This window comes from Flavobacterium sp. FG68, assembly GCF_057808895.1.
The window spans coordinates 1-14162 of the sequence record NZ_JBMDIY010000030.1 but is presented as its reverse complement, the minus strand read 5'-3'; the positions used below and the strand labels follow the sequence as shown (position 1 = coordinate 14162).

General features: G+C 32.3%; 16 protein-coding genes. 7 read left to right on the top strand and 9 right to left on the bottom strand.

What is annotated here, in order from left to right:
- Positions 1-58: 58 nt before the first annotated feature.
- The 7 genes from ACODSB_RS17770 to ACODSB_RS17740 all read left to right on the top strand — a co-directional run bounded on the left by ACODSB_RS17770 (position 59) and on the right by ACODSB_RS17740 (position 7087).
- A complete protein-coding gene (locus tag ACODSB_RS17770) occupies positions 59-1012 on the top strand; it encodes an acetyl-CoA carboxylase carboxyltransferase subunit alpha (protein ID WP_053474271.1) in 954 nt (317 codons plus the stop codon).
- A gap of 140 nt (positions 1013-1152) precedes the next feature.
- The gene (gene dnaB, locus ACODSB_RS17765; RefSeq protein WP_053474270.1) at positions 1153-2697 is read left to right on the top strand and encodes a replicative DNA helicase; all 1545 of its coding nucleotides are present in this window, start codon (positions 1153-1155) and stop codon (positions 2695-2697) included.
- A gap of 187 nt (positions 2698-2884) precedes the next feature.
- Positions 2885-3238: a hypothetical protein gene (locus ACODSB_RS17760; protein WP_053474269.1), complete on the top strand. Its 354-nt coding sequence runs from the start codon at positions 2885-2887 to the stop codon at positions 3236-3238.
- Positions 3239-3255: 17 nt separating this feature from the next.
- Complete coding sequence (locus ACODSB_RS17755; protein WP_180859818.1) at positions 3256-3897, top strand: hypothetical protein; 642 nt, start codon at positions 3256-3258, stop codon at positions 3895-3897.
- A gap of 21 nt (positions 3898-3918) precedes the next feature.
- Positions 3919-4707: a sensor histidine kinase gene (locus ACODSB_RS17750; RefSeq protein ID WP_488938024.1), complete on the top strand. Its 789-nt coding sequence runs from the start codon at positions 3919-3921 to the stop codon at positions 4705-4707.
- Positions 4708-4818: 111 nt separating this feature from the next.
- Positions 4819-5484, top strand: a complete 666-nt coding sequence (locus ACODSB_RS17745) for a response regulator (RefSeq protein WP_488938023.1) — start codon at positions 4819-4821, stop codon at positions 5482-5484.
- 343 nt (positions 5485-5827) lie between these two features.
- Positions 5828-7087 (top strand): asparagine synthetase B, encoded by a 1260-nt coding sequence (locus tag ACODSB_RS17740; protein ID WP_256635850.1) that lies wholly within the window; start codon positions 5828-5830, stop codon positions 7085-7087.
- A 1-nt stretch (position 7088) separates the two neighbouring features.
- On the opposite strand, the gene ACODSB_RS17735 is transcribed toward ACODSB_RS17740, so the two are convergent.
- From ACODSB_RS17735 to thrS, 9 genes are all read right to left on the bottom strand, one after another.
- On the bottom strand, positions 7089-7895 hold the full coding sequence (locus ACODSB_RS17735) for an endonuclease/exonuclease/phosphatase family protein (protein WP_053474264.1): 807 nt from the start codon (positions 7893-7895) through the stop codon (positions 7089-7091).
- Between the two features lie 52 nt (positions 7896-7947).
- Positions 7948-8178: a hypothetical protein gene (locus ACODSB_RS17730; RefSeq protein WP_053474263.1), complete on the bottom strand. Its 231-nt coding sequence runs from the start codon at positions 8176-8178 to the stop codon at positions 7948-7950.
- Between the two features lie 14 nt (positions 8179-8192).
- Positions 8193-8861 carry a DNA-binding transcriptional response regulator gene (locus tag ACODSB_RS17725; RefSeq protein ID WP_053474262.1) on the bottom strand — a complete coding sequence of 223 codons (669 nt, stop codon included), beginning with the start codon at positions 8859-8861 and terminating at the stop codon, positions 8193-8195.
- A gap of 430 nt (positions 8862-9291) precedes the next feature.
- A complete protein-coding gene (locus ACODSB_RS17720) occupies positions 9292-9726 on the bottom strand; it encodes a carboxymuconolactone decarboxylase family protein (protein WP_488938022.1) in 435 nt (144 codons plus the stop codon).
- A gap of 79 nt (positions 9727-9805) precedes the next feature.
- Positions 9806-10378 carry a Crp/Fnr family transcriptional regulator gene (locus ACODSB_RS17715; protein ID WP_488938021.1) on the bottom strand — a complete coding sequence of 191 codons (573 nt, stop codon included), beginning with the start codon at positions 10376-10378 and terminating at the stop codon, positions 9806-9808.
- 123 nt (positions 10379-10501) lie between these two features.
- Positions 10502-10846 (bottom strand): 50S ribosomal protein L20, encoded by a 345-nt coding sequence (rplT, locus tag ACODSB_RS17710; protein WP_008464948.1) that lies wholly within the window; start codon positions 10844-10846, stop codon positions 10502-10504.
- Positions 10847-10947: 101 nt separating this feature from the next.
- Positions 10948-11145 (bottom strand): 50S ribosomal protein L35, encoded by a 198-nt coding sequence (gene rpmI, locus ACODSB_RS17705; RefSeq protein ID WP_007810722.1) that lies wholly within the window; start codon positions 11143-11145, stop codon positions 10948-10950.
- 104 nt (positions 11146-11249) lie between these two features.
- Complete coding sequence (infC, locus tag ACODSB_RS17700) at positions 11250-11801, bottom strand: translation initiation factor IF-3 (protein WP_073489566.1); 552 nt, start codon at positions 11799-11801, stop codon at positions 11250-11252.
- Positions 11802-11823: 22 nt separating this feature from the next.
- Complete coding sequence (gene thrS / locus ACODSB_RS17695; protein ID WP_053474258.1) at positions 11824-13770, bottom strand: threonine--tRNA ligase; 1947 nt, start codon at positions 13768-13770, stop codon at positions 11824-11826.
- Positions 13771-14162 lie beyond the last annotated feature (392 nt).

Genomic DNA, 14162 nt, shown 5'->3' with positions numbered 1-14162 from the left:
CGAATAGTATAATATTTTTATATTTGCGGTTCGATTTAAAAACAAAATTCAAAAATCCATGGAATATTTAGATTTTGAGCTTCCAATAAAAGAACTTGAAGAACAGTTAGAAAAGTGTGTTATAATTGGAAAAGAATCTGACGTTGATGTTACGCCAACTTGTAAAGAAATCAACAAGAAATTAGTAGAGACTAAAAAAGAAATATACAAAAACCTTACGGCTTGGCAGCGTGTACAATTGTCAAGGCATCCAAATAGACCTTATACTTTAGACTATATCAGAGCAATTTGCGGTGATACTTTCTTAGAACTTCATGGAGACAGAGGTTTTAAAGATGATAAAGCAATGGTTGGTGGTCTTGGTAAAGTAAACGGACAATCGTTTATGATTATTGGTCAGCAAAAAGGTTTTAATACAAAAACACGTCAATACCGTAATTTTGGTATGGCAAATCCAGAAGGATACCGTAAAGCTTTGCGTTTAATGAAAATGGCAGAGAAATTCGGAATTCCGGTTTTAACTTTAGTAGACACTCCGGGTGCATATCCAGGGCTTGAAGCTGAAGAAAGAGGACAAGGAGAAGCTATTGCAAGAAATATTTTCGAAATGGTTCGTCTGCAAGTGCCAATCATTACTATTATTGTAGGTGAAGGAGCTTCTGGAGGAGCATTGGGAATAGGTGTTGGAGATAAAGTTTATATGTTAGAGAATACTTGGTATTCTGTAATTTCTCCAGAGTCATGTTCTTCAATTTTATGGAAAAGCTGGGAGTACAAAGAACGTGCTGCAGATGCTTTAAAATTGACTTCTTCTGACATGAAAAAACAAAAATTAGTTGATGATGTAATTCCTGAACCACTAGGTGGAGCGCACTACGACCGCGAAACTACTTTTAAAACAGTGGCAGAATACATTACCAAAGGATATAACGAATTGAAAGACTTATCAACAGCCGAGCTAATTGCCCAAAGAATGGACAAATACAGCAACATGGGCGAGTATAAAGAGTAAATTCATATAATATGATTAAAAATCCGAAGCCCTGCGGTTTCGGATTTTTTTTTGGTTATCAACAAAAGCAAAATATTTATAAACATTTAATAGTTATAACTAGATAACAATTTTTTTTTAAATTTTGTTACTTTCGCTATATGGAAAATTTCAAGAATGTAAATCCTGTAAAGGTAGATAAAACCACTATTATTAATCTGGAGAAAGGAAAATTGCCGCCGCAAGCACTTGATCTGGAGGAAGCTGTGTTGGGAGCAATGATGATTGATAAAAAGGGGGTTGATGATGTAATTGATATTTTGCAGCCCGATGCTTTTTACAAAGATGCGCACCGACATATTTTTGAAGCGATTTTACAGCTTTTTACCGAAACTCAGCCAATCGATATCTTAACAGTTTCAACTCAGTTAAAGAAAAACGGAAAATTAGATTTAGCAGGCGGAGATTTTTATTTGATTCAGCTTACTCAAAAAATTGCTTCTTCAGCGCATATCGAATTTCACTCGCGTATCATTCTTCAAAAATTTATTCAAAGAAGTTTAATTAGAATTTCTTCAGAAATTATTGAAGAATCGTATGATGAAAGTGCAGACGTTTTTGATTTATTGGATAAAGCGGAATCTAAATTATACGAAGTAACACAGGGAAATATTAAACGTAGTTCTGAAACTGCACAAAGTTTAGTTTTACAAGCTAAAAAGAAAATTGAAGAAATTTCTAAAAAAGAAGGATTAAGTGGTGTTGAAACTGGTTTTCATAATCTGGATAAGCTAACGTCTGGATGGCAGCCGAGTGATTTAATTATTATCGCGGCCAGACCAGCGATGGGAAAAACAGCATTTGTACTTTCTATGGCCAGAAATATTGCTATTCAATATGGGCATGCAGTAGCTTTATTCTCTCTTGAGATGGCATCTGTTCAGTTAATTACGAGGCTTATTTCTTCTGAAACAGGATTGTCATCAGAAAAATTACGTACAGGTAAATTAGAGGCTCATGAATGGACAATGTTGAGTACTAAAGTGAAAGATTTAGAAAAAGCGCCTTTATTTATTGATGATACACCCTCACTTTCTATTTTCGATTTAAGAGCAAAATGTCGTCGTTTAGCATCGCAGCACGGTATTAAAATTATTATTATAGATTATTTGCAATTGATGACTGCGGGAGGAAATAATAAAGGAGGAGGAAATCGTGAGCAGGAAATTTCGACAATTTCCCGAAACTTAAAAGCTTTGGCAAAAGAACTTAACGTTCCGGTTATTGCACTTTCCCAGCTGTCGCGTGCTGTAGAAACACGTGGTTCTAGTAAACGTCCGTTGCTATCAGATCTTCGTGAATCTGGAGCAATTGAACAGGATGCCGATATTGTCTCGTTTTTATACCGACCAGAATATTACAAAATTGAGGAATGGGATGATGAAGAAGCTTCGCCAACAGCTGGTCAAGCCGAAATTATGATAGCCAAGCACCGTAATGGTGGTATTGAAAACATCCGTTTGAAATTTTTAGGACACTTAGGAAAATTTGATAATCTTGATGAATTTTCGGGAAGTTATGATGATTTACCATCAAAAATGAATCATGATGATAATCCGTTTATAACTAATAATCTTCCTTCGGCAAATGAAGCCTTTGGAAGTAATTTAAATGATGACGATGACGACAGTGATGTTCCATTTTAATTTAAATAAAATTCTAAATAAAAAAATCTTTATGAGCAGCCAGCTTGTAAAGATTTTTTTTTATTCAGCGATTAAACACGTCCATATATAATTTCACAAAATAATATTTCTACATAAAAATTAATTCGGTAGATTAGCAAAACCATAAACAATTCTAAAACTATTAACTAATTAAAATTCAAAAACTATGAGCGAAAAAAACTTTCCGGGGCCAATCCAAATCCCGTTGGCTACTGCAGAAGTGTGGGAAAAAAGATACGAGGATGATACCACGATCGAAACCCGAGAAAACAAAGTAAAATCTTTTTTAATTCCACGAGAAAGCTTAGAAAATGTACTTGCACTAAATACAGATGCTGTTCGTGCATATATTGGTATCAATGATCAACAAGAAAAAACCTTACTTTTTGTTGGTGCACAATATGATAAAGAAACGGGTAAATATGTAGATGTTTACGGGCATTCATCATCTCAGCAAAATAGAGCAGAATCTGCTGATGATATTGTGTTCGATGGCACACGTCCTAGTCCTCCATATTAATATTCAGCATATAAAAAATGAATGAAGAATTATTAATATACTCGACGTATACCGTTTTATTAATAAACCTAATAGTCTATTCATATAGCTTTTTCCGAAAGGGAAAAGCTAATGTTTTTTTTGTCTCTTATTTAGCTTTTTGCTTTACTATGCAATTTAGTATGGAACTATGCTATCACCTTGGAATGACGAATTTAATTTTTGTCAATATGTTCTTTATTGGACAAATGATATTACTTGGAATTTTTTATAATTCATTAACTCAGATAAAGAGCCAAAAAATATTTATAAAAATTAGCCTTACCATAGCATTGTTAGTTTTAGCGATACAATTTTATATAGATTCAAGTGAGTTTTTTAAGTTTAATTTGTTTGAAATTACTTTGACTAATCTGCTTATTGTAATTTATGCCTTGTTTCATTTTTATAATATGCTGACAGAAAATAAAAGTTATTATTATACTACCGTAGGTCTTGTCTTTTACTTACTAGCAAGCACAGTGTTGTATTTAATTGGAAATTTTTCTTTAGGACTTAGCAGCGAACTTAAATATCTGACCTGGATATTAAATGCTTTTTTAATTTTAATCTATCAGTTTTTCATTTTATACGATTGGATAAAAAGTTTTTACAAAAGTTCGGTTAACTTAAAATCTTAATGTTTAACATAGAATTTTGATATGAATACCCATTCAATCCCTGAAAAAGAACTTGTTGCCATTATATTGTATATCTCTCTTTTCTTTATAATTGTAGCAGTTGTATTGATAATATTTTTCTATTTCTCCAGAAAAAAAATAATACAGAAAGAACTCGAGAAAAAAGATCTTGTATTACAGTATCAAAAAGAACAGCTTCACGCCATTATAGTGACACAAGAGGAAGAACGTAAACGTATTGCACAAGATTTGCACGATGATATAAGTTCAAAACTTAATATTGTTTCTTTAAATACGCATTTACTTTCTGCACCTAATTTAACCGAAGCAGAAACTATCGAGATCACAGATAATATTATAAACCTGACGGCAAAGGCCTTAGAGAATTCCAGAAAAATTGCTCATAATTTATTACCGCCGGTTTTTGAAAAATTTGGATTAAATGCCGGTGTTGAAGAATTATGCGAAGAATTTGAAAGCAGTAAATCAGTTAAAACCTATTATAAAAATGAAATCGATTTTGATGATAATATCGATCGTCATTTACACATTTTTAGAATTTTGCAGGAATTAATGAATAATTCGCTCCGTCATGGTAAAGCAACAGAAATTTGGATTGCCTTTAAAGATAATAACGGAATAAATACTTGTTATTATGAAGATAACGGAATTGGTTTTGACAGCAAAAACAGTGAAAATCAAAAAGGACTTGGAATGAAAAACATTGACAGCCGGGTTTCGTTTTTAAACGGAACTATAAAAATAAATTCAGAAATAAATAAAGGTATTGCTGTAATTTTTACCTTTTAATATAAATTTTAGTAAATAATTATGCTTTAGGATCAATAAAACAAGGTTCTGTAGTTATTATTAATTCATATTTTGTAATTTCGGGAAACCAAATGACCAAAAACAAACAAAATGAATGCCGTAATTAAAATCGCCTTAGTCGATGACGAAGTATTGTTTCGGAAAGGAATAGCTTTTTTATTGCAAAGAGAAGACAATATTGAAATTATTTTTGAAGCTTCAAACGGTGAAGAGCTGGTTAACAAATTACAAAATAATGATGTCAAGCCAGATATCATTATCATGGATTTGAAAATGCCGGTTTTAAATGGCGTCGAAGCAACAAAAATTATTCGAAAATCTTTTCCCGGTATTAAAATTATAGCACTGACCAGCTATGATTCAAAATCATTTATTGCAAATATGATTCAGGTTGGGGCAGTGGCATACCTCATTAAAAACACAACTCCAAAAGATCTAATCAAAACGATTAATGAAGTTAACAGAAAAGGATTTTTTTACAACGAAAATGTATTAAAAACTATTCAGGAAACTATTGTATCTTCTAAAAACTCGAAAGGGAATCTTGAAACAAGTTTTCTTTCTCCGCGTGAAATTGAAATTTTACAGCTTATCTGTCAGCAAAAAACAACTACAGAGATAGCAGAACATCTTTTTTTAAGTCCGCGAACTGTAGAAGGACATCGTAATAATTTATTGCTAAAAACAGAATCACGAAATATTGCCGGTTTAGTTGTTTATGCTATTCAAAATGAAATTGCTGTTTTGACATTATAATTTTAACTTGTTAAAAATTGAATGGATAAAACATAATAAACGATTATTGTAAAAACAAGTACACAAATACCTATTTTTTGCATTATGCTAAATTCTTTTGGTTGATTATTTTGGTTGTAATTCATTTGGTTTGATTTTAATCGATTAATTTGGTCGATTTTAGATTCCAAATTTAGGCAGAAAAAGTTGTCATAGTTTACGTATTTTTACCTGTTTTTTACAAAATTTCAATCTTTCAACTTTTTTGCATTCTTGTTAATTAACAGTTTTATATTATTATAAAACTAGTCTTCTATTGTGATTTTATAAGCTTCCTTTATATCTTTACTTAAAATATTTTTTGATGAAAAAAAGTTTAGTTTATATTTTCATTTTATTGCTTTCCTTTAATGCAAAAGCTTCGTTTATTTTACTTCCGATGGATGAAACAACGCAGCAAAATCACTTAAAAGCTTACGGTATTACATATTGGTGTTTGAGCAGAGATTACAAAGCTAGTTGGTTGCTTAATTACCGCGGAGGTTCCTTTTTATTGCCGGATGCTGATGAAATTCGTAAAGAATGCAAAATTCGAGGTGTTAGCTTTGAGATACTTTCAGATAGCGAAGAAGCCTCAATTTTAAATGATATTTCGAGTCCATCTCAAAATATGGAATCAGTTGTTCTTGAAAAAGCTCCAAAAATTGCAGTTTACACTCCAAAAGGAAAACAACCTTGGGACGATGCTGTAACTTTGGTTTTAACTTATGCAGAAATTCCATTTACCCCAATATATGATGAAGAAGTTTTAAGTGATCAATTATTACTGTATGATTGGCTGCATTTACATCACGAAGATTTTACCGGACAATATGGAAAGTTTTATGCTGCTTATAAAAATACACCTTGGTATATCGAGCAGAAAAAGGATGCAGAAGCTTTAGCAACTAAATTGGGTTACTCTAAAGTTTCACAGGAAAAAGGCGCTGTAGCAAAAAAAATCAGAGATTTTGTTATCGGCGGCGGATTTATGTTTGCTATGTGTTCAGCAACTGATAGTTTTGATATTGCGCTTGCAGCAGATGGTGTTGATATTTGCGAAACCATGTTTGATGGAGACCCAAGTGAATCTAATTATCAATCAAAACTAAATTATGCAAACTCTTTTGCATTCAAAGACTTTATTTTAGAGCGAAGACCAGAAGTTTACGAGTTTTCGGATATTGATATGACTGGTAAAAGAAGAGTCCCAATGGAAAAAGATTACTTTACCTTAATGGAATTTTCTGCAAAATGGGATCCAATTCCAAGTATGTTATGCCAAAATCATACACAATTGGTAAAAGGATTTATGGGACAAACGACTTCTTTTAATGAAACTTTGGTGAAATCTAATGTATTAGTGATGGGAACTTGTGAACTAAATGGTGAAGCAAGATACATTCACGGAGAAAAAGGAAAAGGAATGTTTACCTTTTTTGGAGGCCACGATCCCGAAGATTTTCAACATCAGGTTGGAGATCCGCCAACTGTTTTAGATTTACATCCTAATTCTCCAGGATATCGTTTGATCTTAAATAACGTTTTATTCCCTGCAGCAAAAAAGAAAAAGCTCAAAACATAATTTAATTCAGCGAAAATTCAAGCCAAATAGGAATATGATCGGATATTTTTCGGGCATCCTGAAGCGTATTGAATTTTTTATAGAATAAAATAACTCCTGAATCGATATGATTTAATCTATTTGGATTGTAAAAAGTATTATCAAATTCAGAAGCAAGACAAACATCTCCATTACATTTTTGCTTTAAAGTAGTTTTTTGCTTCTGCAGCATCGAAGTATATCCCATTTTCTTTAACGGATTAAAAACAGTATGGGACTCCGGACAATTAAAATCTCCTGTAAATACTAAATTGAGATTGGGATATTGCTGAGGCAGAAATTTAAAATATTTAATTTCAGTTTCCGGCTGTTTGCTTTTTGTGATTGCATGAAAATTGACCAAAGTAAATGTTTTTTTATTTACTTCAAAAGTTGCAAAATAAGGCTCACGATCAATTTCTAGATTATACTTTTTTTCAAGCCATGGCTCTCCTTTTAATTTTGCTCTATTTGTTTTCCAAAGAAAAGCATAGCGTTCTTTTTTATAGCTGGTTCCACTTGTAGGATCACTAATAGTATAATCCCATTTTGCCCCTTTTTCATTTAGCAGTGCAGCAAGTTTTGCAACAGTCTGCGAACCGCCATATCCGGCAACAACTTCCTGAATGGCAACAATGTCATAATCGCGTACCGTATTAGCTATAAAATTTAAAGTAGATTGTGATTTAGATTTTCCAAAGTTTTCCAAATTCCAGGAAATAATTTTAGTCTGTGCTAAAGAATGGAAAGAAATGAATAATAAGAGAACGTAATTTATAAGAATTTTCATAAGGCTTTAAAAAATCAAATATAAGCATTTCGATATTTTTAAATCAAAATACTTAAAGCTTTTTATATCTATTTTGTAAAGCTTTTCCAATAATTATTATTTGCAAAACAAGAAGTGCAGGTATAAAAATAATCTTCCAGTCTATTTCAAGCCAGCCCGTTTTTTCAGAAACATAAGCAAAACATATAGACAAGAAAAGACAAAGCAGTAATGTTTTTATGATAATTTTATTGCTGGCTGTGTTGATCTTCGATATCAGATTAAATTTATATTTAAGTTTCATAAAGTTTAATAGAATTAAATTAAGCCGAAATCTTTGGCTATAGCAATTAAGTGCACATTGTTATTAGCTTTAAAATATATTTTTAATTTATTAATTCGTTTCTCAATGCTGCTGGTTCCGTTTGGAGTTATCGATTTTGCCTTAAATTCATTTGAAATGTTTCCTAAAATATAGCCTCTTGCCATTAAGGTTAAAATAGAAATGTCATAAGATTCAATTTCAATTAAAGATTTATCATTAAAACTAAAGCTCAAATCTGAAGAAAGTATTTTCTCTTCATTTTTATAAGCCTTTTGCATAGCAATTTTTAACTCCTCAATACTGTTTCTTCCTTTAGAAACATAAGCCGTGATCTTTGATTCATTAAAAAGCTTTTTTATTCTATATGATTTATCTTCCGATGAAAATACAATTTTCTTTAATTGTGGATGTATTTTATTCACGGAGTTAATAAGCTCTTCACCGTTCAAAATGTTGGTATTTCGATGATCCATTTTAAAAGATAAATCGGTAATTAGCAAATCATATGGCTCATTGTCAAGAAGACTTTTTCTGATTTTTAATAAACCATCATCATAATATTTTACATGATGAATTACCGGAATTTCTAATTCTTCAAGAACTTTTATAATTGTTGCACTAATACTGTCTATGTCCTCTGCAATTAAAACCTTTTTGAACATACAAATTTTATTTTATAGTAAATTGAAACCTATTCTTTTTTCAAAATTAATTCTCTTAGTTATAGCCTTCGTACGGATTTCCGTATTTCCCCGTACTTATAAATAACTAATGAAAAATCCGATGAAGATTTATACTTGTTATATTTTTGAGTTGTGAGTTTTTTAAATTAGAATATTTATAATACTCCTTCTGGCACGCAAAAAAGACAAAAGAAACTGCCATAGAGTATGAATTTATTGTAGTGTATTTTGAAATCATAAATCAAAAATAGAAAACCTAAATTCCTATGAAAGAGTATAAATACCTGTTTTTGTAAAATGATTGAATTTTTATTTAACTGAGTCTCATTTACAGGTAAATACAAAGAAACCCTCTGGCAGGAGGGTTTGGAATTTTAAAAATGTTGTAAAATTTATCCTTATAAAGGAATTATACAGCCCTTAATCCAGTAGTAATTGCCAATCTGTTCCAAGAGTTAATAGTAATAATTGCAAGGATAATTTCTGCTAAATATTTTTCATCAAATAAGTTTGCAGCATTTAGATAAACTTCGTCAGTAACATGATTGTTAATTAAAGTTACCTGTTCTGTTAAAGCTAAAATAGCTTTTTCTTCTTCAGTATAAACATCAGCTTCACGCCATGCGCTTGTTAAGTATATTCTCTGTTCAGAAATACCATGTTTTCTCGCATCAGCAGTGTGCATGTTGATACAATAAGCACAACCATTAATTTGAGAAGCGCGTATTTTAATTAATTCTTTATGAACTGGAGTTAATGAAGTAGTAGAGATATATTTTTCTAAGTTAATTAAAGCTTGATAAGCTTGTGGGGCAGCTTCTGGGATAAGAATTCTTGATTTCATTTTTATGTGTTTTAAAAGTTCATTACAAAGGTCAGTAATGTATTCTTTTAAAAACTTGAACTACTTCAAGAAATTGAAATCAGACTTTTCCAGCCCTGATTTTACTCATAAATTCTGCTGAAAAATCTAAATAGGAGGCAAGCATATATTGCGGTACACGCTGCACAAACTCCGGATTTTGATTATTAAAATGATGATACCTTTCTTCGGCAGACATTGTAAATAAAAATTTAATACGCATTTGAGCAGCTCCAAATGATTTTTGAGAAACAATTCTAAAATATCTTTCCAACTTCGGAATTTCAATTAATAGAGACTCTAAAATCCCTTTTTCAATCGCTATTAATTCACAGTTTTCAACAGTTTGAATATAGAAGTGAGATGGAGTAGTGTTGTGAAAGCTCAAATAATCGATTATCCACCAATTTTCAACAGCAAATTGCAAAGTTTGTTCTACACCTTTCGGATTAATGATATATTGTCTCGCACAGCCTTTTAGTATAAAATATAAGGTATTACAAACTTGGCCTTCCTGTAATAGATGTTCTTTCTTTTTTACTTTCGAAATAGTTAGGCATGCTTCTAGTGTCTCAATTTCTGAAGACTCTAATGTTATGAATTTTTGTATATGATCAAATAGTGCCGTAAACATTTTACAATTGTTTTATAAGAAGATTAAAGGTAAAGCAGATTATTGTAAAAACAAAAAACCATCCGAATTAACGAATGGTTTCTTTATGATAAGTAAGTAATCTAAATTGAGTTTATAAAACGTTTATTTTACTTTATTAAGTATTGCTTTGAAAGCTTCTGGGTGGTTCATAGCTAAATCTGCAAGAACTTTACGGTTCAATTCGATTCCGTTAGCTTTAACTTTCCCCATGAATTGAGAATAAGACATTCCTTCTAATCTAGCTCCAGCGTTAATACGTTGAATCCATAATGAACGGAAATTTCTTTTATTCTGTTTTCTGTCACGGTAAGCGTAGCTCATCGCTTTCTCTACCGCGTTCTTAGCAACTGTCCAAACGTTTTTACGTCTACCAAAGAAACCTTTGGCTTGCTTCATTATTTTTTTTCTTCTTGCTCTTTTAGCAACTGAATTTACCGATCTTGGCATAATTTTAATGTGTTTTTGTAGCAGGCGTCCTGAATTGAATCAAAGGAACTTGAAAGCCATACTCCAAGGTTATATAAATAATTTTTTAACCTAAAGAATTATTAGATAATTCTTAATTGTTGTTTGATGCTTTTCATATCTGTTGAGTGAACTAGCGCTGAGTGTGTCAAAGCTAATTTACGTTTTTTAGATTTTTTAGTCAAGATGTGACTTTTAAAAGCATGCTTTCTTTTAATCTTTCCAGAACCAGTAACTTTAAAACGTTTCTTAGCGCTAGATTTAGTTTTCATTTTAGGCATTTTTCCTAGTGTTTTAATTTATTCTTACTTACTTATTTTTTTAGTTGTCAGTCTCGGTTTTCAGTTTACAATGCGAAAACTGAAAACTGCGACTGCAAACTGTTTTACTTTTTCTTCTTCGGAGCAATGAACATAATCATTCTCTTTCCTTCAAGAACCGGCATAGCTTCAACTTTACCATGCTCTTCTAAATCTGTTGCCAAACGTAAAAGTAAAATTTGTCCTTGATCTTTATAGATGATCGAACGTCCTTTAAAGAAAACAAATGCTTTTAACTTAGCTCCCTCTTTTAAGAACTTCTCAGCATTCTTTCTTTTAAATTCATAATCATGCTCATCTGTTTGAGGACCAAAACGAATCTCTTTTACTACAACCTGCGAAGATTTAGCTTTTAATGCCTTATCACGCTTCTTTTGTTCGTAAACAAATTTCTTGTAATCCATGATTTTACAAACCGGCGGCTCAGCATTTGGCGAAATTTCAACCAAGTCTAATTCAAACTGATCTGCTAGACGTAAAGCTTCTGCAAGCTTAAATACACCTGGTTCGATGTTCTCGCCTACTAACCTTACTTCCTGTACACCACGAATATTGTTATTTATTCTGTGTGCATCTTTTTTTTCTACTCGAGGTTGAAAACCTCTGTTACTTTTTATTGCTATGACTTTCTAATTTAAGTTAAACTGTAAATACTTTTAATGTCTTTTTTATTTCTTCGTCTACAATCGAAGCAAATTCTTCGATAGAAACAGTGATATTACCTTTTCCTTCTTGGCCGTGGCGACGAATAGAAATTGTACCGTTTTTCTCCTCTTCCTCACCCACGATAAGCATAAATGGAATTTTTTGCATTTCTGCATCTCTAATTTTCTTACCGATAGTTTCATTTCGGTTGTCAATTAGGGCGCGAATTTCGTGATTTTCTAGCAAATCTAAAACTTTTTTAGCATAATTTTCGTATTTCTCGCTCAAAGACAATATAATAGCCTGCTCTGGCATTAGCCAAAGTGGGAAATTTCCTGCAGTGTGCTCCAGTAAAATTGCTATAAAACGTTCCATAGATCCAAAAGGAGCTCTGTGAATCATAACCGGGCGATGTAATTCATTATCAGCACCTTTGTATGTCAAATCAAAACGCTCAGGAAGGTTATAATCAACCTGAATTGTTCCTAACTGCCATTGTCTTCCCAAAGCATCCTTAACCATAAAGTCAAGCTTAGGTCCGTAAAATGCAGCTTCACCATATTCTACAACAGTATTCAAACCTTTATCAGCTGCAGCATTGATAATTGCGTTTTCAGCTTTCTCCCAGTTTTCATCTGTACCAATATATTTCTCTCTATTCTCCTGATCTCTCAATGAAATTTGAGCGGTAAAGTTTTCAAAACCTAACGAACCAAATACATATAGTACAAGGTCAATTACTTTTTTGAACTCTTCATCTAATTGTTCCGGAGTACAAAAAATATGTGCATCATCCTGAGTAAAACCTCTAACACGAGTTAAACCATGTAACTCACCAGATTGCTCATATCTATATACAGTACCAAATTCAGCATAACGCTTAGGTAAATCTTTATACGACCAAGGTCTTACATTGTAAATTTCACAGTGGTGAGGACAGTTCATTGGTTTCAATAAAAACTCTTCACCTTCAGCAGGAGTATGTATCGGCTGAAAACTATCAGCACCATATTTAGCATAGTGACCAGAAGTTACGTAAAGTTCTTTTTGTCCAATATGCGGACTCACAACTTGCTCGTAACCTGCTTTCTTTTGAGCTCTCTTTAAAAATTGCTCCAAACGCTCTCTAAGCGCAGCACCTTTTGGTAACCATAAAGGTAAACCTTGGCCCACTTTCTGAGAGAAAGCAAACAATTCAAGTTCCTTTCCTAATTTACGGTGATCACGACGTTTAGCTTCTTCAAGAAGTTCAAGATACTCAGTTAAATCTTTTTGTTTAGGGAAAGAAGTTCCGTAAACACGAGTCAGCTGCTTGTTCTTTTCGTCTCCTCTCCAGTAAGCACCGGCAACGCTCATGATTTTCATAGCTTTGATGATTCCAGTATTCGGAATATGTCCACCACGACATAAATCAGTAAAAGTAGAGTGATCGCAAAAAGTAATAGTACCGTCTTCAAGATTAGAAATCAATTCAGTCTTGTAAACATTGTCTTTGTACATTTCTAATGCATCAGCCTTACTAACCGGACGCATTTTGAATTCATGTTTACCTCTTGAAATCTCAAGAACACGATCTTCGATCTTTTTAAAATCAGCCTCAGAGATCTTTTGGTCTTCAAAATCCACATCATAGTAAAACCCATTAGCAATTGCCGGCCCAAGAGTTAATTTAATTCCAGGGTACAATTCCTCTAGAGCTTGCGCCATTACGTGCGAAGTCGAATGCCAGAAAGCTTTTTTACCTTCAGCATCATTCCAAGTATATAATATAAGATTACCATCGGTCGTTAATGGAGTCTCGGTTTCAATAGTTGTACCATTAAAAGATGCAGAAATAACATTTCTTGCAAAACCTTCGCTAATGTTTTTAGCGACCTCCATTGGAGTTACGCCTTGAGCGAACTCTCTAATTGACCCATCGGGTAAAGTAATCTTGATCATTGTTTATAATTTTGTGAATGCAAATATAAGTGATTACAAAAATACATACAATATATATATGTAGAAGATTGCTTTATTATGTAAGAAGCTAGGTATGCTAATATAAGAGTAGCTATTATTTCTATAGCCAGACATGATTTTAAAACCTGCGGGGTTTATTTATATACATATATAAGTAGAAAAATCTACTATAATATATATAAGAGTAAAAAGGCTATAAGGTTTGAATGAAACTGTTGTTAGGTTTTGAATGCTGATTGTCCGGCTGAGCGAAGTCGAAGCCTTTAAGTTTGGAATTTGGAATTTAAGAATTGAAGTTTGTTTTGATGGAGCTATTTCCCGCTATCCGTTCCAATCTTTTATTTTGAACCCCAAAATAAAAGGATTTCCAC

Bases quoted from the DNA above. Each gene is read 5' to 3' on its own strand.
- ACODSB_RS17770 (WP_053474271.1), top strand. From the start codon at position 59: ATGGAATATTTAGATTTTGAGCTTCCAATAAAAGAACTTGAAGAACAG.
- dnaB (WP_053474270.1), top strand. From the start codon at position 1,153: ATGGAAAATTTCAAGAATGTAAATCCTGTAAAGGTAGATAAAACCACT.
- ACODSB_RS17760 (WP_053474269.1), top strand. From the start codon at position 2,885: ATGAGCGAAAAAAACTTTCCGGGGCCAATCCAAATCCCGTTGGCTACT.
- ACODSB_RS17755 (WP_180859818.1), top strand. From the start codon at position 3,256: ATGAATGAAGAATTATTAATATACTCGACGTATACCGTTTTATTAATA.
- ACODSB_RS17750 (WP_488938024.1), top strand. From the start codon at position 3,919: ATGAATACCCATTCAATCCCTGAAAAAGAACTTGTTGCCATTATATTG.
- ACODSB_RS17745 (WP_488938023.1), top strand. From the start codon at position 4,819: ATGAATGCCGTAATTAAAATCGCCTTAGTCGATGACGAAGTATTGTTT.
- ACODSB_RS17740 (WP_256635850.1), top strand. From the start codon at position 5,828: ATGAAAAAAAGTTTAGTTTATATTTTCATTTTATTGCTTTCCTTTAAT.
- ACODSB_RS17735 (WP_053474264.1), bottom strand. From the start codon at position 7,895: ATGAAAATTCTTATAAATTACGTTCTCTTATTATTCATTTCTTTCCAT.
- ACODSB_RS17730 (WP_053474263.1), bottom strand. From the start codon at position 8,178: ATGAAACTTAAATATAAATTTAATCTGATATCGAAGATCAACACAGCC.
- ACODSB_RS17725 (WP_053474262.1), bottom strand. From the start codon at position 8,861: ATGTTCAAAAAGGTTTTAATTGCAGAGGACATAGACAGTATTAGTGCA.
- ACODSB_RS17720 (WP_488938022.1), bottom strand. From the start codon at position 9,726: ATGAAATCAAGAATTCTTATCCCAGAAGCTGCCCCACAAGCTTATCAA.
- ACODSB_RS17715 (WP_488938021.1), bottom strand. From the start codon at position 10,378: ATGTTTACGGCACTATTTGATCATATACAAAAATTCATAACATTAGAG.
- rplT (WP_008464948.1), bottom strand. From the start codon at position 10,846: ATGCCAAGATCGGTAAATTCAGTTGCTAAAAGAGCAAGAAGAAAAAAA.
- rpmI (WP_007810722.1), bottom strand. From the start codon at position 11,145: ATGCCTAAAATGAAAACTAAATCTAGCGCTAAGAAACGTTTTAAAGTT.
- thrS (WP_053474258.1), bottom strand. From the start codon at position 13,770: ATGATCAAGATTACTTTACCCGATGGGTCAATTAGAGAGTTCGCTCAA.